Annotated in this window: 13 protein-coding genes; 4 read left to right on the plus strand and 9 right to left on the minus strand. The window is 74.6% G+C overall.

Annotated elements, in window-relative coordinates; translation table 11 throughout:
• Window positions 1-175: 175 nt before the first annotated feature.
• From typA to ACFZCF_RS08110, 3 genes are all read right to left on the minus strand, one after another.
• Window positions 176-2,077, minus strand: a complete 1,902-nt coding sequence (gene typA, locus ACFZCF_RS08100; RefSeq protein WP_388436826.1) for a translational GTPase TypA — start codon at window positions 2,075-2,077, stop codon at window positions 176-178.
• A 275-nt stretch (window positions 2,078-2,352) separates the two neighbouring features.
• Window positions 2,353-4,761: an ABC transporter family substrate-binding protein gene (locus tag ACFZCF_RS08105; protein WP_388436830.1), complete on the minus strand. Its 2,409-nt coding sequence runs from the start codon at window positions 4,759-4,761 to the stop codon at window positions 2,353-2,355.
• A 170-nt stretch (window positions 4,762-4,931) separates the two neighbouring features.
• Window positions 4,932-5,957 carry a hypothetical protein gene (locus ACFZCF_RS08110; protein WP_391285401.1) on the minus strand — a complete coding sequence of 342 codons (1,026 nt, stop codon included), beginning with the start codon at window positions 5,955-5,957 and terminating at the stop codon, window positions 4,932-4,934.
• Between the two features lie 154 nt (window positions 5,958-6,111).
• On the opposite strand from ACFZCF_RS08110, the gene ACFZCF_RS08115 reads away from it, so the two are divergent.
• Window positions 6,112-8,151 carry a TPM domain-containing protein gene (locus ACFZCF_RS08115; protein ID WP_391285990.1) on the plus strand — a complete coding sequence of 680 codons (2,040 nt, stop codon included), beginning with the start codon at window positions 6,112-6,114 and terminating at the stop codon, window positions 8,149-8,151.
• A gap of 128 nt (window positions 8,152-8,279) precedes the next feature.
• Entirely contained in the window at window positions 8,280-8,993 is a 714-nt protein-coding gene (locus ACFZCF_RS08120; protein WP_391285403.1) for a PspA/IM30 family protein, read from the plus strand.
• Window positions 8,994-9,104: 111 nt separating this feature from the next.
• Here the strand turns inward: ACFZCF_RS08120 and ACFZCF_RS08125 are convergent, their stop codons facing one another.
• From ACFZCF_RS08125 to ACFZCF_RS08145, 5 genes are all read right to left on the minus strand, one after another.
• Window positions 9,105-11,690: a SpoIIE family protein phosphatase gene (locus tag ACFZCF_RS08125; protein WP_391285405.1), complete on the minus strand. Its 2,586-nt coding sequence runs from the start codon at window positions 11,688-11,690 to the stop codon at window positions 9,105-9,107.
• A 143-nt stretch (window positions 11,691-11,833) separates the two neighbouring features.
• The gene (locus ACFZCF_RS08130; RefSeq protein WP_388436841.1) at window positions 11,834-12,256 is read right to left on the minus strand and encodes an ATP-binding protein; all 423 of its coding nucleotides are present in this window, start codon (window positions 12,254-12,256) and stop codon (window positions 11,834-11,836) included.
• Between the two features lie 160 nt (window positions 12,257-12,416).
• Window positions 12,417-12,863, minus strand: coding sequence for a (deoxy)nucleoside triphosphate pyrophosphohydrolase (locus ACFZCF_RS08135; protein WP_388436844.1), 447 nt, complete (start codon window positions 12,861-12,863; stop codon window positions 12,417-12,419).
• A 22-nt stretch (window positions 12,864-12,885) separates the two neighbouring features.
• Window positions 12,886-13,062: an SPOR domain-containing protein gene (locus ACFZCF_RS08140; RefSeq protein WP_189946526.1), complete on the minus strand. Its 177-nt coding sequence runs from the start codon at window positions 13,060-13,062 to the stop codon at window positions 12,886-12,888.
• A 466-nt stretch (window positions 13,063-13,528) separates the two neighbouring features.
• Entirely contained in the window at window positions 13,529-14,281 is a 753-nt protein-coding gene (locus tag ACFZCF_RS08145; protein WP_388436848.1) for a GntR family transcriptional regulator, read from the minus strand.
• Between the two features lie 196 nt (window positions 14,282-14,477).
• Here ACFZCF_RS08145 and ACFZCF_RS08150 point away from each other — a divergent pair, with 196 nt between their 5' ends.
• Complete coding sequence (locus ACFZCF_RS08150) at window positions 14,478-15,824, plus strand: glycoside hydrolase family 18 protein (protein WP_388436851.1); 1,347 nt, start codon at window positions 14,478-14,480, stop codon at window positions 15,822-15,824.
• Between the two features lie 223 nt (window positions 15,825-16,047).
• Here the strand turns inward: ACFZCF_RS08150 and ACFZCF_RS08155 are convergent, their stop codons facing one another.
• Entirely contained in the window at window positions 16,048-17,271 is a 1,224-nt protein-coding gene (locus ACFZCF_RS08155; RefSeq protein ID WP_391285408.1) for a DUF4190 domain-containing protein, read from the minus strand.
• A 216-nt stretch (window positions 17,272-17,487) separates the two neighbouring features.
• On the opposite strand from ACFZCF_RS08155, the gene ACFZCF_RS08160 reads away from it, so the two are divergent.
• On the plus strand, window positions 17,488-18,708 hold the full coding sequence (locus ACFZCF_RS08160; RefSeq protein ID WP_391285410.1) for a serpin family protein: 1,221 nt from the start codon (window positions 17,488-17,490) through the stop codon (window positions 18,706-18,708).
• The last annotated feature ends 26 nt before the right edge of the window (window positions 18,709-18,734 follow it).

Here is an 18,734-nt window from a genome sequence, read left to right on the forward strand (position 1 = left end):
CGTTAACACACGTACCGGAGAGCGATGACCGGAATCCGGACGCCCTCCCCGGGCAATGCGTTTGACGAAAAAGGCCTGGCCACTCGCACAGTGTGCGAGTGGCCAGGCCCTTCGTGTGAGATGCGGCTCAGCCGTTCTCGGCGCGGCTGCTCCCGGCTGCGGCGCCGGGCGCGGCTCAGGCGTTCTTGGCGCGCGAGGCGGAGCGGGCGCGCTCCTTCTGGTCCAGGACGACCTTGCGGATGCGGACGGCCTCCGGGGTCACCTCGACGCACTCGTCGTCGCGGCAGAACTCCAGGGACTGCTCCAGGGAGAGCTTGCGCGGCGGGACGATCGCCTCGAACGAGTCGGCCGACGAGGACCGCATGTTCGTGAGCTTCTTCTCCTTGGTGATGTTCACGTCCATGTCGTCGGAGCGCGAGTTCTCGCCGACGATCATGCCCTCGTACACCTCGGTGCCGGGCTCGGTGAACAGGACGCCGCGCTCCTGGAGGTTGGTCATCGCGAAGGCGGTGACGGCACCGGCGCGGTCGGCGACCAGCGAACCGTTGTTACGGGTCTGGAGCGGGCCGAACCACGGCTCGTGGCCCTCGTGGATCGAGTGGGCGATGCCGGTGCCGCGGGTCTGGGTGAGGAACTCCGTGCGGAAGCCGATCAGGCCGCGGGACGGGACGACGAACTCCATGCGGACCCAGCCGGAGCCGTGGTTCGACATGTTGTCCATGCGGCCCTTGCGGACGCCCATGAGCTGCGTGACGGCGCCCATGTGCTCCTCGGGGACGTCGACCGTGAGGCGCTCGACGGGCTCGTGGATCTTGCCGTCGACCTCCTTGGTGACGACCTGCGGCTTGCCGATGGTGAGCTCGAAGCCCTCGCGGCGCATCTGCTCGACCAGGATGGCGAGCGCGAGCTCACCGCGGCCCTGGACCTCCCAGGCGTCGGGGCGCTCGGTCTCCAGGACGCGGAGCGAGACGTTGCCGATGAGCTCGCGGTCGAGGCGGTCCTTCACCTGGCGGGCGGTGACCTTGCGGTCCTTGACCGCGGACTTGGCGTCCGCGCCCTTGCCGGTGCCGCCGCGGCCGACGAGCGGCGAGGTGTTCGTGCCGATCGTCATGGAGATCGCCGGCTGGTCGACCGTGATCAGCGGGAGGGCGACCGGGTTCTCCGGGTCGGCCAGGGTCTCGCCGATCATGATGTCGGGGATGCCGGCGACGGCGCAGATGTCACCGGGGCCGGCGACCTCGGCCGGCTTGCGGGTGAGCGCCTCGGTCATCATCAGCTCGGTGATGCGGACGTTCGAGATCGTGCCGTCGCGCTTGATCCACGCGACCGTCTGGCCCTTGCGCAGCTCGCCCTGCTCGACGCGGAGCAGCGCGATGCGGCCGAGGAAGTTGTCGGCGTCGAGGTTGGTGACGTGGGCCTGGAGCGGCGCGTCCTCCTCGTACGACGGGGCCGGGACGTGCTCCAGGATGGTGGAGAAGAACGGCTCCAGGCTGTCGGAGTCCTGCGGGACCGTGCCGTCCTCGGGCTTGGTCAGCGAGGCGATGCCGTCGCGGCCGCAGGCGTAGACGATCGGGAACTCGATCTGGTCCTCGTCGGCGTCCAGGTCCAGGAAGAGGTCGTAGGTCTCGTTGACGACCTCGTCGATCCGGGAGTCGGGGCGGTCCGTCTTGTTGATGCAGAGGATGACGGGCTTGCGCTGCTGGAGGGCCTTGCGCAGCACGAAGCGGGTCTGCGGGAGCGGGCCCTCGGAGGCGTCCACCAGGAGGACGACGGCGTCGACCATCGACAGACCGCGCTCGACCTCGCCACCGAAGTCGGCGTGACCGGGGGTGTCGATGATGTTGATCGTGATCGGGGCCCCGCCGTCCTTGGGGTGGTACTTCACCGCCGTGTTCTTGGCGAGGATCGTGATGCCCTTCTCACGCTCCAGGTCGTTCGAGTCCATCATGCGGTCGTCGAGCTGCTGGTGGGCGGCGAAGGCACCGGCCTGCTTGAGCATGGCGTCGACGATGGTCGTCTTGCCGTGGTCGACGTGGGCGACGATGGCGACGTTACGGATGTCGTGGCGCGTGGGCATGGGTGGCTTGCGCTTCTCTCGGATCGTGGGAATCGGCGTCAGTTCCTCTTACGCCCGCCGGGCGGACGCGCCACGGCTATGTCCTATGGTACGGGGCTGGCGTGCAAGGGGCTTCCCCGGAGGGATCCGAGAGGGTCTACTGGGACGTTTCAGAGCGGGTCTCAGGGTGTGGGGAAGATCATGCGGTCCGGGTCAAGGGGCCGACGCGATCCTGCCCGCCGGGAGGCCCGGCGGGCAAGGAACTTGAGCTGGTTCTGAGGTTGTGGCCTGCGGTTTCAGTGTTTCGACGGGTTACCCTTGGTCGTTTCGCTCTTCTTGAAACCGATGTCCTGGTACTGGGGGGCGGCGAAGCCCCAGGCGCCGGCGTTCACCACGTCCTGCCGGGCGGCGACCAGCTGGGGACGCTGGTACAGGGGGATGGATCCGGCCGCGGCCCAGATCCGGGCGTCGGCCTGGCGGATCAGCTCGCCCGCCTCCTCCTCGTCGAGGGTGCCGGCCGCCTGGTCGAAGAGCTGGTCGATGCGGTCCGTGCCGACGCGCGAGTAGTTCTGCTCGACGAGCAGGGAGCCGTCCGAGGCGGGCTCGGGCTTGGCGAAGATCGGCCGGGCGTCGGTCGCCGGGTAGGCGGAGGCGGGCCAGGAGTAGAGGGCCAGGTCGTAGTCGCCCGAGGCGATGTGGTCCTTGAAGAAGCTGTCGTCGGAGACCTTGGTCACCTCGGTGCGGATCCCCACCGCGTCCAGCATCCGCACGATCCGGTCGCCGACCGCCCGCAGCGTCTCCGAGCCGGGGCCCGAGGGCAGGACGAAGCGGAGGCTGAGGGCCTTGCCGTCCTTGCCGAGGGCCCGGGAGGCGGCGGGGGCGGCGGCCGGGGCGGCGCTGCCCAGGGGGGCGTAGGCGCCGGCGACGCCCTTGTCCGGCTTGGCGTTCGCGGGCGCGGCGGCCGCCGCGGCGGCGCGGGTGCCGGTGTCGAGGGCCTCGGCGCGGGCAAGGAGGGCGGCGCTCTCGCGGGCGGCGGCGGGGGCCGGGGCGAGGACCCGGGTGCCGGCCTCGGGGCCGCCGGGGCCGATGCGGGGGCCGGCCCGGAGCTCGCCGGGCTTGTCGTCGGCGGCGGTCCCGCCGGGCTTGTCGTCGCCGACGATGTACAGGCCGTCGTCGGAGGCGGTGTCGCTCTGCTCGGCCCGCTTCTCGGAGCCGGCCCCCTCGGCCGCCTTCCCGGCCGTCCCCTCCGCCTTCTTCTCCGCCTCCGAGCCCGCCTTGGTGCCGGCCGGCTTCTTCTGGGCGCCGCCCGGGACCCAGCCGGCGTCGGCGAGGAGGGCGCGGGCCTCCTTGGTGTCCTGGTCGCCGAGGGCGTCGCTGCTGTCGGCGTAGGCGGGCTGGCCGGCCAGGGCCAGGTGGCTGCCGGGCGGCTCGGAGGGGAGGCCGAGGGGCTTGAGCACGGATTCGGCGATCTCCCGGCGGTCGATGGCGCGGGCGACCGCGCGGCGGACCCGCTCGTCGGCGAGCGGCCCGGACTCGCCGTTGAGGGAGAGCTGGGTGTAGGCGGGCTCCAGGGACTTGCGGACGACGTAGCCGGCGAGGGTGTCCTGGGCGGCGGCGTAGCGGGCGACGGCCGCCTCGTTCTGGGCGCGGGCGGCCCTGATCTCCGCGGCCAGCTCCTCGTCCTCGCCGTGGGCGAGGGCCCAGGACCTGAGGGCCTTGCCGGGGGTGACGGCGGAGCCGGGGCCGTGCAGCCGGGCGGCCTCGGCGCCCCCGCGGCCCGCGTCGGCGTCCTTGAGGGCGAGGGCGATCCGCTCGGCGGTGGAGCGGTCGATCTCGGCGAGGTCGAGCTTCCCGCCGGCGAGGGCGGCCTCCCGGTCGGCGCGCGGGACGGCGCGCAGGACGAGGCTGTCGAGCTTGGCGGGCCTGCCCCACCAGCGGGGGTTGCGGGTGAGGGTGAGGTCGCCGGTCTTCCGGTCCACCTTGCTCAGCAGGAACGGTCCGGCGGTGGCCTTGAGGGTGGTGCGGGCGCCGTCGTTGAAGGAGTTCGGGGAGCCCATCACCTGCTTCGGGTAGAGCGGGGTGAACAGGGCGCGCCAGTCGGCGTAGGGCTTGGCGAAGGTGACCCGCACCTCCAGGTCGTTCTTGCCCTTCTCGATCTTCTCGATGCGCTCGTAACCGGCGTTGCGGGCGGTCCAGTAGGCGGTGTCGCGGCCGCTGAGGGCGCGCCACTGGGCGACGAAGTCGGCGGCGCCGATCTCGCGGCCGTCGCTCCACACGGCCTGCTGGTGGAGCTTGTAGAGGACGACCTGGCGGGGCTCGGTCTCGACGACCTCGGCGGTCTCCAGGTAGTCGGGGTTGAGCCGGGGCCGGCCGCGCTCGTCCAGGGTGTGCAGGGCGGGCAGGACGGCGCCGGCGACCCGGCTGGTGGCCGCGTCGGCGTCGGCCTGGAAGGCGTTGAAGGTGGCGGGGAGCGCGTCGACCGCCCAGCGGAGGGTGCCGCCGTCGTCGACGAGGGCGCGCGCGGTGGGCGCGTTGTCCTGGGCGGCGGCGGGGCCGGTGGCGTCCTCGTCGGAGCTGCAGCCGGCGAGGACGGTGACGGCGAGGGCCGCGGTGGTGAGGGTGGCGACGGAGCGGAGGGTCCGGGAGCGGGGGGTCGTGGCCGGACCGGGCCATGTCCTTCCCTGGGGGGCGCCGACCTGGGACATGCTTCTACCCCTTCGTCCGTTTTCATGCCATTTGGAGATGATCAGACCTATTGGTCATCCCACTGAACGGCACGCGCGGAACGGGGCCGGGCCGACACGGCGACGCCCCCCGCCGAACCCACCCGTGCGGCCCAACCGACCGGCCGCTCCCCGTGCGGGCAGGCGTCCGGCTACGGGCGGGACCAGGAGGCGCGGTAGGCGGTCCAGTCCTCGGGGCGTTCGGCGAAGTCGACGTAGAGGGCCACGCCGAAGCGCTCGCGCGTGGGATCGGTGCGGCCCAGACCGAGCCGCACGCCCCGCACCCCCGCCGCCACCGTCTCCGCGTTCTCGTGGTGCCCCAGGTCGTCCTCGTGGAAGAAGGGCAGCCCCATCAGCAGGTCGGTGCTCTCCGGAGTCACCTCCAGGGCCAGCGAGGTCTGCTGGGCGACGTACCCGCCGTACAGACTCTCCAGCGGCATCCACGTGTCGTACGACATCACCGCGATCTGGTCGACCCGCCGCGCCACCTCCCCGAAGTACTCCTGCGACCACCACTTGCCCTGGTCGGAGAAGACGCGGAGCGCGGAGTGCGCACCGGGCAGCGGGTCGATCTGGTGCGCGGCGACGGAGAGCGGCGCCTTCCGGGCGCGGGTCAGGCGCCCCAGGTCGTCGAGGAGCGTCAGGTAGTGCGGGTCGCCGGACTGGAGGGGTTCGAGGTCGAAGTGGACTCCGTCGAAGCCCGCGTCCAGGACCTGCCGGGCGGAGGCCGTGACGGCCGCCCGGGACGCGGGGTCGGAGAGCCGCAGGCCGACCGGCCCGTCGTTGGCGAGGACGTCGCCGAGCCAGGCCTGGACGCGGATCCCCGGCAGCACCCGGTGGATCCCGTCGGTCAGCCACCGGGCCCGCGGGTGCCGCGCCGCCGGCAGCGTGCCGTCGTGTTCGAGCGGCCCGGCGTGCACGTACAGGTCCTTGACGCCGGTGCCCCTCAGCCGGTCGGCCAGCACCCGCAGGTCGGCGTCCTTCTTCCGGCCGTCCACCCACGCGTGCCCGATCCAGTACGCGTCCCTCCCCCGCGTGCGCGCGTCGTCGCGCAGGTCGCCCGCGTAACCGACCCGCAGCGCGAGCGCGCCGAAGAGCGGCGGCACGACCAGGACGAGGACCAGCCCCAGGACCCACCAGCGCCCCCTGCGCCACATCCGCCTCAGTCGTCCGTCCATCCGAGCCCCCAGAGCGTCGCGGAGATGATCAGCCCTCACGGGGACGCCCCTCCCCCACCGGTCGGTTTCCGCGGCGGCCGTCCGGTCGCGGGGGCGCGAAACCGCCCATAGCCTCCCTTCTGTGACCCGAACAGCCACCCGAGCCCTCCTCGCGATGCTGGTGGCGGCGTGGTGGCTGGTCGCGCCCGCCGCGGCCGGCGCCCGCGCCGACGACCCCGTCGTCCTCCCCTCCGACGGGCAGATCCTCGACCGGGTGGGCGCGCTGCGCGACCGGCGCCCGGAGGTCGCCGCGGCCCTCGACCGGCTCTACGACGACCGTCGGGTCCAGCTCTTCGTGGTCTACGTACGGGACTTCTCCGGCCGCTCCGGCCAGGACTGGGCCGACGCCACCGCCGCCCGCAACGGCCTCGGCGTCGACGACGTGCTGCTCGCCGTCGCCACCCACGACCGGCGGTACGGCTACTCCGCCGACCCCGACTCCCGCCTCACCCAGGACCAGCTCGACGACGTGGCGAGGACCGTGATCGAGCCGGCGCTGCGGCAGAACGACTGGGCGGGCGCCGCGATCGGCGCGGCGGACGGCTACTCCGCCGTCCTCGCCGGCCGGCCCGTCCCCTCCCCCGCGATCACCCCCGGCCCCGCCGACCCCGGCGGCTCCGGGTCCGGTTCGCCGTCCGGCAGCGACCTGGTCCTCCCGATCGCCCTGGTCGGGGGCGCCGGCGCGGTGGCGGCGTACGCGTACGCCCGCAGGCGCCGGCGGAGCACCACCCGCACCACCCCCGGCGGCGGGCGGGGCTGGGGGCAGCCCGCGCCGCCCTCCCTGGAGGAGCTGGACGGTGAGGCGCGGCGGACGCTGGTCGCCACCGACGACGCCGTCCGCACCAGCCAGGAGGAACTCGGCTTCGCCACCGCCCAGTTCGGCGAGGAGGCCACCCGGCCCTTCGAGGAGGCCGTGGCCTTCGCCGAGGAGCAGCTGACCGCCTCCTTCCGGCTGCGGCAGAAGCTCGACGACTCCTTCCCGGAGGACGACGCCACCCGGCGCTCCCTGCTCGACGAGATCCTGCGCCGCTGCGCCGAGGCGAACGCCCGGCTCGACGCGGAGACCGAGGACTTCGACCGGCTGCGGGCCCTGGAGCGGACCGCCCCGGCGGCGCTGGCCGAGGTCGAGGCGGCGTTCCGGGAGCAGACCGGCCGGGTCGGCGGCGCCGAGGCGGCCCTCGCGACCATGCGGGAGCGGTACGCGGAGTCGGCGGCCGCGCCGGTCGCCGGCGGCGTCGAGCAGGCGAAGGACCGGCTGGTCTTCGCCACCGCACGCGTCAACCAGGCCCGCCAGGCCGTCGACGGCGGCGACAACGGCGCGGCGGCGGTGCACGTGCGGGCCGCCGAGGGCGCGGTCGACCAGGCCGCCCGGCTGATCGAGGCGGTGGACCGGCGCGCGCGGGAGCTGGACGAGGCGGCCGACCGGCTGCCGGGCGCGCTCACCGAGACGGACGCCGACCTCGCCGAGGCCCGGGGGCTCCTCGAAGGGACCGCCGAGGGTGCCTCGACGGGCGATCTGCGGGGCCGGATCGCCCGGGCGGAGGCGGTGGCGGCGGAGGTGCGGCGGGCGGTGGAGGCGGGACGGTACGACCCCCTGGACGCGCTGCGCCGGGTCGAGGAGGCGGACGCGGCCCTGGACGGCGCGCTCGCCGGGGCGCGGGAGCGCGAGTCCGGGGACGCGCGGGCCCGGACGCTCCTGGAACAGGCACTGCTGACGGCCCGTGCGGAGCTGGGGGCGGCCTCGGACTACGTACGGACGCACCGGGGCGCGGTGGGCAGCGAGGCGAGGACCCGGCTGGCGGAGGCGCAGCGGCGCCTGGAGCGGGCGCGGGCGCTGGCGGCGGACGAGCCGCAGGCGGCGCTGGCGGAGGCGCAGCAGGCGGACGCGCTGGCCCGGCGGGCGCAGGAGCTGGCGGAGCAGGACGTGCGCCGGTACGGGAACCCGAACGGCCTGGGCGGAGTGACGGGCATGGGCGGGAGCGGGGGCGGCGGACTCGGCGGGGCGGTGCTCGGCGGCATCATCCTCGGCGGGTTGTTCGGCGGGGGCTCCGGCAGAGGCGGCGGCGGTTTCGGGGGCGGCGGCCTGGGCGGCGGGCCGGGCAGCTTCGGCGGCGGCGGCACGCGTGGCCGGCGGGGCGGCGGCGGCCGCTTCTGACTCCCCGGGCCCCCGGGCCCCGCGTCCCGGCTGCGTCCCCCCGTCCCTGGCCCCGCCCCGTACGACTCCGCCCCTACCTCCCGAACTCCCTCCGACCTCCTCCCGTACGACTCTTCAAGGAGCAGCGCATGAGCAGCAAGCAGACCGTCCTCGGCCGGGTCACCCAGCTGGCGAAGGCGAACATCCACGCCCTCCTGGACCAGGCGGAGGATCCGCAGAAGATGCTGGACCAGCTGATCCGCGACTACACGGCGAACATCGCGGAGGCGGAGGAGGCCGTGGCGACGACCATCGGCAATCTGCGGCTGATGGAGCAGGACCACGCGGAGGACGTGGCGGCGGCGGCCGAGTGGGGCGGGAAGGCGCTGGCCGCGAGCCGGAAGGCGGACGAGCTGCGGGCCGGCGGGCAGGCGGCGGAGGCGGACCGCTTCGACAACCTCGCCAAGGTGGCGCTGGGCCGGCAGCTGCAGTCGGAGAAGGAGGCGCGGACGGCCGAGCCCACGATCGCGGCGCAGACGGAGGTCGTGGCCAAGCTGACCTCGGGGCTCGACCGGATGAGGGCGAAGCTGACGGAGCTCGGGGCGAAGCGGGACGAGCTGGTCGCCCGCGCGAAGTCGGCGCAGGCGCAGAACACGATGATGGACGCGGTGAAGAGCATCGACGTGCTGGACCCGACGAGCGAACTGAGCCGCTTCGAGGACAAGGTGCGCCGGGAGGAGGCGCGGGCCCTGGGCAAGCAGGAGCTGGCCGCGTCCTCGCTCGACGCGCAGTTCGAGCAGCTGGACGCGGCGGGCGACGAGGCGGAGATCGCGGCGCGCCTGGCCGCCCTCAAGACCGCCTGAGGAGAACGTCCGGACGGGAACACCCGATCGGGAACATCCCATCGGGAACGTCCTGCCGGAGGCGTCCTGCCGGAGGCGTCCGGACGGGGAGTCCTGCCGGAGGCGTCCTGACTAGAACATGCTGAGGAGCTGGTCCACGGTGGGTTCCGCCGTGGACCCGCCGTCGGGCAGCGCCAGCTCGAACCAGACGGTCTTGCCGCGCGGGGTGCGGCGCGAGCCCCAGGAGGCGGAGAGCAGGCCGACGAGCTGGAGGCCGCGGCCGCCCTCGTCGGTGTCCTTGGCGCGGCGGCGGCGCGGCTGGACGAGGCCGGCGTCCCAGACCTCGCAGACCAGGGTGCGGTCGCGCAGCAGCCGGAGCCGTATCTCGCCCTCGCCGTACCGGAGCGCGTTGGTCACGAGTTCGCTGACGAGGAGTTCGACGGTGTCCACGAGCGCGTCGAGTCCCCAGGCGGTGAGCCGGCCGCGGGCGAGTTCCCGGGCGCGGCCGACGGAGCGGGGCTCGCGGGGCAGCCGCCAGTCCCCGACCGCCTCGGCGGGCAGTCCCTGGATACGGGCCATCAGGAGGGCGATGTCGTCCTCGCCGTGGCCGGTGTCGAGGGTGCCGAGGACCCGGTCGCAGACGTCCTCCAGGGGGCGGGCCCGGTCGGCGAGGGCCCGCCGGAAGGCGCTGAGGCCCTCCTCCATGGGGTGGTCGCGGGACTCGACGAGCCCGTCGGTGTAGAGCGCGAGGAGGGAGCCCTCGGGGAGTTCGACCTCGACCTCCTCGAAGGGCTCGCCGCCGACGCCCAGCGGCATCCCCGGGGGTACGTCGAGGAGGACGGCCTCCTCGCCGGGGGCGACGAGGACGGGCGGCAGGTGGCCGGCGCTGGCGAAGACGCAGCGTCTGGTCACCGGGTCGTAGACGGCGTAGACGCAGGTGGCGAGGTAGACCTCGGCGAGTTCGGGGCCGCGGTTCTTGTTCGCCCGGGACTGCTGGGCGCCGATGGGGGCGCCGAGGCCGCGGGCGATCTCGTCGAGGTGGGAGAGGACCTCGGCGGGTTCCAGGTCGAGCTGGGCGAGGGTGCGGACGGCGGTGCGCAGTTCGCCCATGGCGACGGCGGCGCGCAGACCGCGGCCCATGACGTCGCCGATGACCAGGGCGGTGCGGTGGCCGGGCAGTTCGATGACGTCGAACCAGTCGCCGCCGACCTCGGTGGCGTCGGTGCCGGGGAGGTAGCGGCAGGCGATGTCGAGGCCGGCGGCCTGGGGGTCGCCGGGCGGGAGCAGGCTGCGCTGGAGGATGAGGGCGCGCTCGTGCTCGCGGCGGTAGAGGCGGGCGTTGTCGATGCAGACGGCGGCGCGGGCGGCGAGTTCGACGGCGAGCGCGCGGTCGCGGTCCCCGAAGGGCTCGCTGCCCTTGGTGCGGGAGAACTGCACGAGGCCGACGACGGTGTCGTGGGCGACCATCGGGACGGCGAGGGTGGAGTGGACGAGGTCGCCCTCGCCGCCGGCCACGGTGCGGACCCGGGCGGTGCGCAGGGCTCCGGCGGGGGGCGAGTGGAAGGGGTAGCGGTGGACGGCGCCGACCTCGACGGGGAAGGGCGCGCCGCCGTCGCCGGCCGGTCCGTGGCCCTCGTCGGTCCTGAGCGGGGTGTCGGAGACGGCGGAGGCGAAGGCGACCCGGCGCAGTTCGGCGCTGCCCGCGCCGTAGCCGACGTCGTGGGAGCTGCCCCAGCGGCCGGGCGGGGCCTCGTCGCCGGTGAGGAGCCCCTGGTAGAGGTCGACGGAGGCGAGGTCGCAGAAGCCGGGGACGGCGACGTCGAGGAGTTCGCGGGCGGTGGCCTCCAGGTCGAGGGAGTTCCCGATGCGGGCTCCGGCCTCGTTGAGGAGGGCGAGGTTGCGGCGGGCGCTGGCGGCCTCGCGGGCGGCGTTCTGCCGGCGGGTGACGTCGACGCCGAGGCCGGCGACGCCGATCGGGCGGCCGGAGCCGCTGTGCACCCGGTAGAGGTTGATGGACCAGTGGCGGCGGATCCGGGCGCCGGGGGCGGCGCCGGTGATGCGGAGGTCGGTGACGGACTCGCCGGTCTCCAGGACGCGGCGGAGGGCGGCGGTCATCCGGTCGGCCTCGGGCTTGGCGAGGTAGTCGTGGACGCTCCGGCCGCGGTGGTCGTCGGCGTCGCCGCCGAAGACGGACGCGAAGCGCTGGTTGGCGCGCTTGACGGTGAGGTCGGTGCCGAAGAGGAGGAAGCCGAAGGGCGATTGGCCGAAAATGGCCTGGGAGGCGGCGAGGTCGGTCTCGATCCTCCGCAGGGCGCGGACGTCGACGACGATACAGAGCGCGGCCCGCTCGCCGGTGTCGGTCTCGCTGGGCATGACGTACAGCTCGGCGACGCCGTGCGCCCCGTCCTGTCCGGGAGGACCGGCCTGGCCGGGTATGCGGAAGGGGACGAGGCCGGTCCACTCGCGCCCGTCGAGGACCTCCTTGACCTGCCGGTGGCCGCGTTCCCGCAGCTCGGGGGGCATGAAGACCTCGACCGGGTCCTTGCCGCGTGCGTCCCGGGCGTCGACGCCGAAGAGGTCCGCGGCCCGGCGGCTCCACTGGTCGACCCGCCCGTCGGGCCCGAGCGAGAAGGAGGCGACCCGGATGTAGTCGTAGATCGAACCGGGCGGGCTGCTCTGCCACACGACGCCACCCGCCGTCTCGGATATCTCGCTCACGCGACCGTCCCCTCCAGCTCACCGCACCGGACCGGCCATCCCCGCAGTATTCAGCACGCGGGCCCCGGCGGCACGACGTCCACGATCACAGGGTGGTCTCGGTCGGCTCGCGACTCGCTCCGGTGATCGTCGTCCCTCTCTCTTTACTCACCAGGGAGAGCCAGCTCGAACCATACGGTTTTCCCGGTGTCGCCCTGCCGGGTGCCCCAGCGGCGCGCGGAGCAGGCGACGAGACCGAGCCCCCGGCCGCCCTCGTCGTCGGGTCCCGCGGGCCGTTCGGTGGGCGGATCCGGAAGCGGATCGGAGACCTCCACGAGGAGCGCGGAGTGCCGGGGCGGGTCGGTGGCGGTGCCCTCGGCCCGCAGGATCCGCACGCCGATCGGCCCGGAGGCGTACCGGAGGGAGTTGGTGACCAGCTCGCTGACCAGCAGGACGGCGATGTCCCCCACGGCCGCGTCGACCTTCCAGGTGCGGAGCGTCTCGCGTACGGCGTGGCGGGCGCTGCGCACCGCGTCGGCCTCCGCCGGGAAGTTCCACTCGGCGCGGGCGCCGTCGGTGTCGATCACACGCGATCACTTCCCCAGGCACGGTGCAGCAGGAAGAGGATCACCCTCTCCCGAGGGATCAAAGGGGACATACCCGTAATTACTCGCGAAATATCCCACTGGGGGCGGGCACGGGCGCACAGGGGCACGAACGGCGTAGGGAGCGGGACGCGCGCCCGGTTCAGGGGCGCGTGACGGGGAGTCTGCGCGCCGCCTCCGCGACCGCCGGGCGGTCCTGGTCGAGCCAGTCCACGGTGTCGAGTTCGTCGCGGGCGAGCCAGCGGAGCGCGTCGTGGTCCTCCAGCGGGCGGGGTTCGCCGGAGAGCAGGCGGGCGGTCCAGACCCGGAGGACGTAGCCGGGCTTGAGGGGCCATTCGCCGGGGATCCGCTCGCCGGGCTCGGCCTCGACGCCGAGCTCCTCGCGCAGTTCGCGGACGAGGGCGTCCTCGGGGCGCTCGCCGGGCTCGACCTTGCCGCCGGGGAGTTCCCAGCGGCCGGCGAGTTCGGCGGGGGCGCTGCGGCGGGCGGCGAGCAGGCGGCCGCCGTCGAGGAGGGCGGCCGCGACGACGACCACGGCACCGGTCCCGAGGTCGGTTCCGGTGCCGTGGTGCGGGGTGCGTGAGGTCATGCCCGCGAGGGTATCGGGGGCGTCAGGGCGTCGGAGCGACGCGCTCCACCCAGTAGAGCTGCTTGTGGCCGCGGGAGTCGAGCGTGTCCGCGACCTTCTGCGCTTCGTCCTGGGTCGCGTACCGGCCCACCCGGTAGCGGTTGCCGTTGTCGTCCTGCCGTATAACGAGCCACGGATGGACGGGGCCGCTGTCGGTCATCAGGCTTCTCCCTCCGCCGGGCCAGGCGTCACCCTGGATCTCCAGGAAACCGCAATGTGCATATGCCTGAGCCTACGCCTGACCTTCACACACCGGATACGGGTTTTCACCAAGAGATACGGAACGGCCAGGAACCGACGGAAGGCGGCCGAACCACCCATGCCGGGCGCCACCCCGGGAACACCAGGTCCCGACATGGGGACGGACGCGGCGAGCGGGTCCGGCCCGGTCCGGGCCGGACCCCGGCTGGACGGGGCAGGGCGGGGCAGAGCGGGGCGGGCCCGGGCTGGACGGGGCGGGGCGGGCCCGGACGCGGCCGGACCGCGACTACAGCGGCGCGAAACCCGTCCGGCGTTCGGCGGCGGAAGCGGGAGCGGGTGATCCGGTCGGGCGCGGAGGAAGGCGGGGCACCCCCGGACGGGCCGGGCGGGGGTTCGAGGGCGCGCGGGTTCGGGCAGGGGCCCGGTCAGCGGACCGGGAGGTGGTACGAGAGGCGGTAGCGGTCGGCGGGGACGACGACGTCGGCGGTCTCGACGGCGAGGCCGGAGGCGTAGAAGGTGCGCTCGACGACCATGACGACGTGGCCGGGGACGCCGCCGAGGACGAGGAGCTCCTCGGCGAGGCCGGGGCGGGCGCCGACCTCCTCCACCACGTTGTCCACGACGATGTCGATCGCCGCCATCCGCTCGACCACGCCGCAGCCGCCGAGCGGCCCCTCCTCGGGGAGCATCACGGGGGTGCGGCCGGTGACGGCGAGCGGCTCCCAGGAGGTGGCGACCATCATGGCCTCGCCGCCGTCCCGGTAGACGTACCGCGTGCGCATCACGCGGTCGCCGGGCTCGATGCCGAGGCGCGCGGCGACCGGGGCGCTCGCCGCCTCCTGCTCGCTGCTCGCCTCCCAGGTGCCGCGCGCGCCCTCCGCCGCCTGCTCCTGGCGGAAGGGGGTGGCGCCGGTGGCGGGGCGGTAGCCGGAGCGGGCGACGCGCCGGGGCACCGGACGCTCCCGCACGTACGTCCCCGAGCCGGAGCGGCCCTCGACGAGCCCTTCGGCCATGAGCACCTTGCGGGCCTCCAGCGCGACCGTGTCCGACACCCCGTACTCCTCGCGGATGCGCGCCTGCGAGGGGAGGCGGGTGTGCGGGGGGAGCGAGCCGTTCGCGATCTTCTCCCTCAGATCGCTCGCCACGCGCAAGTAGGCGGGCTGCTCACCGAACGTCACTGGACACTCCCCTCAGGTTGACAGACAGCTACAGACTGACAACCGATTGTGGCCATCCGCAAGCATGGGCCAGAGTTTCACCCGAAGTGATGAAGGTGAATCGCCACCTCCCGACCCCTTGACCCCTATTGGTCTGGACCAATAACTTCCTGGCTGCGCGCCCACGCTCCAACCCGCCTCGCACAGGAACGAGCCCATGCGTCCCAGAGCCCTGACCAAGCTGACCTTCGGCACCGCCGCGGCCGCCGCCCTCGGCCTCCTCGCCACCCTGGCCCCCGCCGCCGACGCCCACCCGCGCCCCGACCACCGCCCGCCCGCCGCCGAGCACGCCCTCAAGCGGGTCGGCTACTTCACCCAATGGGGCATCTACGGGCGGAACTACCAGGTCAAGGACCTGGACACGAGCGGCTCCGCGGCCAGGCTGAGCCACATCAACTACGCCTTCGGCATCGTCGACAAGGCCGGCAAGTGCGTCATCGGCCCCGTCCCCGGCTCCGACCCCTGGGCCGACTACGTCCGCCCGGTCGACGCCGCCACCTCCGTGGACGGCACCGCCGACACGGCCGAGCAGCCGCTGGCCGGCAACTTCAACCAGCTGCGCGAGCTGAAGGCCAAGCACCCCCACCTCAAGCTCATGATCTCGCTGGGCGGCTGGAGCGGATCGGCGTACTTCTCCGACGCCGTGCGCACCCCCGCGTCCCGCAAGGCCCTCGTCTCCTCCTGCATCGACCTCTACATCAAGGGCGACCTGCCGCAGGACGGCGCACGCGGCGGCGCCGGAGCGGCCGCCGGCCTCTTCGACGGCATCGACCTCGACTGGGAGTGGCCCGGCTCCGAGGGCAACCCGGGCAACGTCATCCGCCCCGAGGACAAGGTCAACTTCACCGCCCTCGTACGGGAGTTCCGCACCCAGCTCGACGCCTACGGGCGCTCCCTGCCGCAGCGGAGGCACTACGAGCTCAGCGCGTACGTGCCCACCGCCCCCGCCAAGATCGACGCGGGCTTCGAGGTCGCCAGGATCATGCGCGACTTCGACTTCGTGAACCTCCAGGGCTACGACTTCCACGTCTCCGGCGAGGCCACCGCCGACCAGCAGTCCGCGCTCTTCGCGAAGAACGACTGGAGCGTCGAGGGAACCGTCAGGTCCTGGCTGCGGCGCGGCGCCCCCGCCCACAAGCTCGTGGTCGGCATGCCGTTCTACGGCCAGGGCTGGACCGGCGTCACCGGCGGCGGCGACGGCCTCGGACAGCCCGCCGCGGGCCCCGCCCCCGCGACCTGGGCGCCCGGCTCCGAGGACTACAAGAACCTCAAGAAGCTCGCCGCGTCCGGCACGTACACGCTCTACCGGGGCCACCGGAACGGTCACGCCTGGCTCTTCGACGGCACCACCCTGTGGACCTACGACGACCCGTCCGTGCTCCGCACCAAGGCGAACTGGGTCCGTACGCACGGCCTCGGCGGCGCCATGGTCTGGTCGCTCGACGGCGACACCGCCGACGGCGAACTGATCCACGCGATCGACCGCGGCCTCACCCGCCGCTGAACCACCCGCTCCCCCGGAGCCGCCCCGCGGCGGCCGCCGCGGGGCACGGACCGGGCCGCCGGCGACGGCGCGCCCGGGGCGCGGGACGGCGGCTGGTCACGGGCCGCCGTCCCCGCCCCGCCGGCCGCCCGCCGGCCCGGCGCCGGTCCGCACACGACGGGGCCGGGTCTCCCCCGCGGAGACCCGGCCCCGTCCGCGTACCCGCGACCGTCCACCCGGGGACTCAGGCGGCGCCGTGCCCTCCGGAGCCGTCCGGGGGCGTGTGGGTGAGGCCGAGGGCCTTGCGGACCTCGACGCTCGCGTCGTCCGGCACCAGTTCCCAGGCGCGGTCGTACGCCTCCCAGAACTCCGCCGCGTCCTCGGCGCGCGCCAGCTTCGCCCACTGCTTCGACGCGGCGTCCAGGCTCTTCCGGTAGCCGTCCACGGCGGTGCGCCGGGACGGCTCCCAGGTGCGCCCCGCCAGCCCCGTGCGCGCCGAGTCGATGGCGGAGTGCACCTCGGCGGCCCAGGCGAGGTTGGCCTGGAGGTCGTCCTCCGGGTCCTCCTCCGGCTCCGCGTAGAGGGCGTCCTCGATGGGGTTGACGTGACCGAGGAAGGCCAGCTGGCCCGGGTCGAGGGTGGTCGCGTCGGAGCGCAGCGAGCCGGTGAGGCGCTCCGAGCCGCCGATGCCGCAGGCGATGCGGTGCTCGCCGCCGCGCCAGGCCCGACGGTCCGGGGTGTAGTACAGGCTGAGGGTGTCGGCGGTCAGCGCCCAGGTGTCCCGCGTGTAGGCGGCGGCCATGGTCTCGCAGCGCTTCTCGCCGAGGGCGGTGAGCGCGCGCTCGCCGGGCCAGCCGTCGAAGCCGGTGGCCTCGAACCGCCCGGTGATCTCGCCGTCGTGGGGCTGGTCGCAGTCGACGACCCGGACGCCGAGGGTGTAGTCGCCCTGTCCGGCCTCGTCGACGAAGCACTCGCCGGTGCGCAGCTCCATCGGCATGCGGGCGGAGGCAGCCTCCCGCATCCCCTCGTTGAACGCCTTGAACCCGTCCTGGATCTGACCGGTGATCAGGCCGACGAGGACGAGGAGCGTGCTGAGCGCGGAGAGCGCCATGCCGGCGACCGCCATGGCCTTGCCGCCCTGGCCGCGCTTCTTGATCTGGCGCAGCGAGAAGATCCCGAGGACGAGTCCGAGCGGCGGGAGGCAGCAGACGACGCCGCTGACGAGCGAGCCGACGGCGAGCCCGTTGGTGGTCGCCACCGGCGGCGCGTACGGCCCGTAGGGGCCCGGCACGCCCGCGTACGGCATCCCGGGCGAGGTGTATGGCCCCGGCGCCGCGTACGGTCCGGACGCCCCGTACGGACCGGCTCCCGGCCGCGCGCCGGGCGGGGGGTACGCGGCCGGCACGGGCGTGCCCTGCGCGGCGGACGCCCCCGGCTCGGGCGGCTGGGGCGGCTGGGTCGGCTCCACGGGTACGGTGCTCCTGTCGGGGCGGGACGAACAGACGATCGGGCGCGCATCGTACGCGGTCCGGGGGCGGGGGCGGCCATGCGGGGCACGGGGAGGACGGACCGCGCGTCCGTGGCGGCGGGGGCGGCGGGCCGGAGCGCTTCGGTCGCGGCCGTGACGGTCCCGGCGGGGCGGGTGAGCCGGACGCCGTCGGTTCCCGGCGGGACGGTCCGCGCGGTGAACCGGCTCACCGCGCGCTGGGCCGCCGCGCTCCCCGCCGCCCCGCGCGGCACCGTCCTGTCCGCCGCCACCGTCTGGCCCCTGCTCGCCTTCCTCGCTGAGGGCGCGGCGGGCCCGGCGCGGGCCGAGCTGGAGGACGCCCTCGGCATGCCGGGGGACCGGGCCGGAGAGGCGGCGCGCGGGCTGCTGGACGCGCTGGACCGCATCCGCGGCTCGTCGGCCGCGATCGGTCTGTGGGCCCGGCCCGGGCTGCCGCTGCGCGAGCGGTGGGTGGCCGGACTGCCGGCCGCCGCGTTCGGCCGCTTCACCGGGGACGACGCGGCGGACAAGGCGGCGCTGGACGCCTGGGCGGCGGAGCGGACCGGCGGACTGGTCCCGGCGATGCCGGTGCGCGTCGACGAGGACGCCCTGCTGGTGCTCGCGGCGGCCCAGACGCTGCGGACCCGGTGGCTGCAGCCCTTCCGGGAGTACGAGCTGGCCCCGGAGAGCGGCCCCTGGGCGGGCCGTCACCTGTCGGGGCTGAGGCGCCTGACCGCGCTCCTGGACCGGGTCGGCGTCGCGGAGACGCCCGCCGGGCCGCTGACGGTCCTGCGGGTGCTGGGCGACACCGGCGTCGACGTCCACCTCCTGCTCGGCGAGGAGGGTGCCGCGCCCGGCGCGGTGCTCGCCGCCGGGGTCGGGGTGGCCGGCGGGGCGCACCCCGTGGTGACCGGTGACGTGCTGCCGCTCGGCGAGGCGGGGCCGGGTCTGCGCGCGGGCCGGACGCTCAGCACGGAGCGCGACCACCAACTCCAGGTCGTCACCTCGCCGTTCGACCTCTCCGCCGAGCACGACCTGCTGGCCTCTCCCGGGGTGTTCGGCCTGGCCGCCGCGACCGACGCCGACGCCGGCCACTTCCCCGGGGTCAGCGACGGCCCCCTGGCGATCGGCCGGGCGGCGCAGGCGGGGACGGCCCGCTTCACCCGGGACGGTTTCGAGGCGGCGTCGGTGACCGCGTTCCTCGGGATTCCCGGAGGCGCGGCCGTGCCACGCCCGCGGTACCGGGTCCGCCGCGTGGAGCTGGAGGTGGACCGGCCGTTCGGCTTCCTCGCCGTGCACCGCACCTCCCGCCTCGTGCTGTCGGCGGGCTGGGTCGCCGACCCGGTGGAGTACGCCTACGAGCCGTACCCCGGCGACGACGGCGAGGGCGACGACGATGAGGACGACGGCTGGGAGTAGGCACGCGGAAGGGGCGGCCACCCGCC

The sequence above is a fragment of the Streptomyces sp. NPDC007945 genome (genome assembly GCF_042958885.1).
Taxonomy (GTDB): Bacteria; Actinomycetota; Actinomycetes; order Streptomycetales; family Streptomycetaceae; genus Streptomyces.

Excerpts from the sequence above, each read along its gene's own strand:
- ACFZCF_RS08110 (WP_391285401.1), bottom strand. The coding sequence starts at position 5,957 with ATGGACGGACGACTGAGGCGGATGTGGCGCAGGGGGCGCTGGTGGGTC.
- ACFZCF_RS08115 (WP_391285990.1), top strand. The coding sequence starts at position 6,112 with ATGCTGGTGGCGGCGTGGTGGCTGGTCGCGCCCGCCGCGGCCGGCGCC.
- ACFZCF_RS08150 (WP_388436851.1), top strand. The coding sequence starts at position 14,478 with ATGCGTCCCAGAGCCCTGACCAAGCTGACCTTCGGCACCGCCGCGGCC.
- typA (WP_388436826.1), bottom strand. The coding sequence starts at position 2,077 with ATGCCCACGCGCCACGACATCCGTAACGTCGCCATCGTCGCCCACGTC.
- ACFZCF_RS08105 (WP_388436830.1), bottom strand. The coding sequence starts at position 4,761 with ATGTCCCAGGTCGGCGCCCCCCAGGGAAGGACATGGCCCGGTCCGGCC.
- ACFZCF_RS08120 (WP_391285403.1), top strand. The coding sequence starts at position 8,280 with ATGAGCAGCAAGCAGACCGTCCTCGGCCGGGTCACCCAGCTGGCGAAG.
- ACFZCF_RS08140 (WP_189946526.1), bottom strand. The coding sequence starts at position 13,062 with ATGACCGACAGCGGCCCCGTCCATCCGTGGCTCGTTATACGGCAGGAC.
- ACFZCF_RS08135 (WP_388436844.1), bottom strand. The coding sequence starts at position 12,863 with ATGACCTCACGCACCCCGCACCACGGCACCGGAACCGACCTCGGGACC.